Origin of the sequence: Brooklawnia sp. (genome assembly GCF_049651565.1) — a bacterium.
Classification (GTDB): domain Bacteria; phylum Actinomycetota; class Actinomycetes; order Propionibacteriales; family Propionibacteriaceae; genus Brooklawnia.
Genome location: NZ_JBASCI010000070.1, coordinates 1 through 2,316 on the forward strand (window position 1 = coordinate 1; position 2,316 = coordinate 2,316).

The window sequence follows — 2,316 nt, forward strand, 5'->3', positions numbered from 1 at the left end:
ACCGTCGCCTTCGCCACCGTCGGCGACCCGAGCGTCTACTCGACGTTCTCCTACCTCGCCGCGGTGGTCCGGGCAGCGGTGCCCGACGTCGAGGTGCAGGTGGTGCCGGGGATCACCGCGATGCAGGCGCTGGCCGCGGCCAGCCTCACCCCGCTGGTGGAGGGCCGCGAATCGCTCACCCTGGTGCCGGCCACCGCGGGCCTGGCGACGGTCGCCGCAGCCCTCGACAAGCACGACACGGTGGTCGCCTACAAGGGCGGACGCCGGCTCGCCGAACTGATCGCCGTCATTCGAGAACACGGCCGCGAAGGGGTGCTCGGGGTGAACATCGGCCTGCCCGACCAGGCCATCAGCCCACTCGACCAGATCAATGCCGACACCGCTCCGTACTTCTCGACCGTGCTGGTGGCCCCGAAGCGCACCCGGACCGGGGGCCGGCTATGAAAGACGAGCGCGTCGGATCAGGCGAGGTGGTGTTCGTCGGCGCCGGACCGGGCGCGGCCGACCTGATCACGCTGCGCGGCGCCCGAGTGATCCAGCACGCCGACATCGTGATCTGGGCGTCCAGCCTGGTCGACCCGGCCATCGTCGCCGACACCAAACCGGGCGCTCTGGTCGTCGATTCGGCCAGCGGGACGCTGGAGGACATCACCCCGCTGTTCCAGCGCGCCCACGACGAGGACCTGGTGGTCGCCCGGGTGCACACCGGCGATCCGTCCATCTACGGCGCCACCGCAGAACAGCGGCGGATCTGCGAGCAGATCGGCATCCCGCACCGCACCATCCCCGGGGTCTCGGCGTTCTCCGCCGCGGCCGCAAGGATGGACGCCGAGATCACCATCCCGGAGGTCTCCCAGAGCCTGATCCTGACTCGGCTGGAGGGTGGCCGCACCCCGATGCCGGACCGGGAAACCGTCCGCGGGTTCGCCGCCCACCAGGTGACGATGGCGCTGTACCTGTCGGCGGCCCGCAACAAGGTGCTGCAGGACGAACTGCTGGCCGGCGGCTACCCGCCCGACACGCCCTGCATCGTCGGCTACCGGGTGAGCTGGCCGGATGAGCTGGTGCTGCGTTGCCCGCTGGCCGAACTCTCGGCGACCATGAAGGCACACAAGCTGTGGAAGCACACTGTGGTGCTGGTCGGCCCGGCGCTCGCCGAGCAGTCGACCACCCGCAGCCACCTCTACCACCCCGGTTTCCGGCACGCCCACCGCGACTCCGACGGCACCCCGCTGACGACCCGGGAGGAGTCGTGATCACCGTCCACGGCCTGCTGGGCCGGCCATCCGACGAACTGCGGGCGGACGCCGCGGACGCTGATTGGGTCGTCGGTGGCCGGCGGCACCTGGACACCATCGGGGTGCCGGCCGGGCAGCGGATCGTCCTGGGCGGCCTGCAGGCAGCCATTGAACAGGTCCGGGCGCTGCCGGAATCGGCGCGGATCGTCGTGGTGGCCAGCGGTGACCCGCTCTACTTCGGGGTGGTCCGCGCGCTCCGCGCAGCCGGGCTGCGGCCCGCGGTGGTGCCGGCGGTGTCGTCGATCGCGGCCGCCTTCGCAGCCGTCGGACTGCCATGGGACGACGCGGCGGTGGTCAGCGTCCACGGCCGCCCCCTCGAACCCGCTGTGGAGTTGGCCCGAACCGTCGGCAAGGCGGCGGTGTTCACCTCACCCGAACACGGCATCCGGGAGCTCGCCGCCGGCCTGGCCGGCCTGGATCGCTGGTTCGTGCTGGCCGAGCGGCTGGGCGAACCCGACGAGCAGGTACGCGTCCTCACTGCTGGGCAGGCCGCCCAGGCCGAGCCCCGGCAGCCCAACGTGGTGCTGATCCTCGACCGGCACCCGGACTCCCCGGACGCGCCCTGGCCGGGTTCGGTCGCGGGCCCAGCCAACCCCAGCCATCACCCGACCTCCGGAGGACAACAATGATCGGACAGGTCACCAGCGGCCCGGCCAGCCGGCTGCGCGCAGACCGGATCGACGCCATCCTCGGCGAACCCACCCGCCGCTACACCGACGGCGCGATCGCCGGACTGCCGCAGGCCTGGGCGGAGTGCGACCTGGTGATCAGCCACCTGGCCCTCGGCGCCACCACCCGGTTGATCGCGCCGTTGCTGGAATCCAAGCAGACCGACCCCGGCGTGGTAGTGGTGGACGACGCCGGCAGGTTCGTGGTCCCGCTGGTCGGCGGCCACGCCGGCGGCGCCAATGACCTGGCCCGCCGGATCGCCGACGGACTGGGCGCCACCGCCGTGATCACCACCGCCACCGACGCCGCCGGGGTGCCGGGGCTGGACACCCTCGGCTGGCCCTGCTCC

Annotated in this window: 3 protein-coding genes and 1 pseudogene; all 4 read left to right on the top strand. The window is 72.5% G+C overall.

All coding sequences use genetic code 11. The annotated features are described in order from the left end of the window. On the top strand, positions 1 to 444 hold a 444-nt coding region (locus WBL05_RS03340; RefSeq protein ID WP_424223725.1), incomplete at its 5' end, for a precorrin-2 C(20)-methyltransferase. Continuing rightward, positions 441 to 1,256, top strand: a complete 816-nt coding sequence (gene cobM / locus WBL05_RS03345; RefSeq protein WP_424223727.1) for a precorrin-4 C(11)-methyltransferase — start codon at positions 441 to 443, stop codon at positions 1,254 to 1,256. The genes WBL05_RS03340 and cobM, both read left to right, overlap by 4 nt. Beyond that, positions 1,253 to 1,927, top strand: coding sequence for a precorrin-6y C5,15-methyltransferase (decarboxylating) subunit CbiE (gene cbiE, locus WBL05_RS03350; RefSeq protein ID WP_424223728.1), 675 nt, complete (start codon positions 1,253 to 1,255; stop codon positions 1,925 to 1,927). Before cobM ends, cbiE begins: the two co-directional genes overlap by 4 nt. Continuing rightward, a pseudogene (locus WBL05_RS03355) lies at positions 1,924 to 2,316 on the top strand (precorrin-3B C(17)-methyltransferase); the annotation flags it as partial. The gene cbiE and the pseudogene WBL05_RS03355, both read left to right, overlap by 4 nt.

Excerpts from the sequence above, each read along its gene's own strand:
- cobM (WP_424223727.1), top strand. The coding sequence starts at position 441 with ATGAAAGACGAGCGCGTCGGATCAGGCGAGGTGGTGTTCGTCGGCGCC.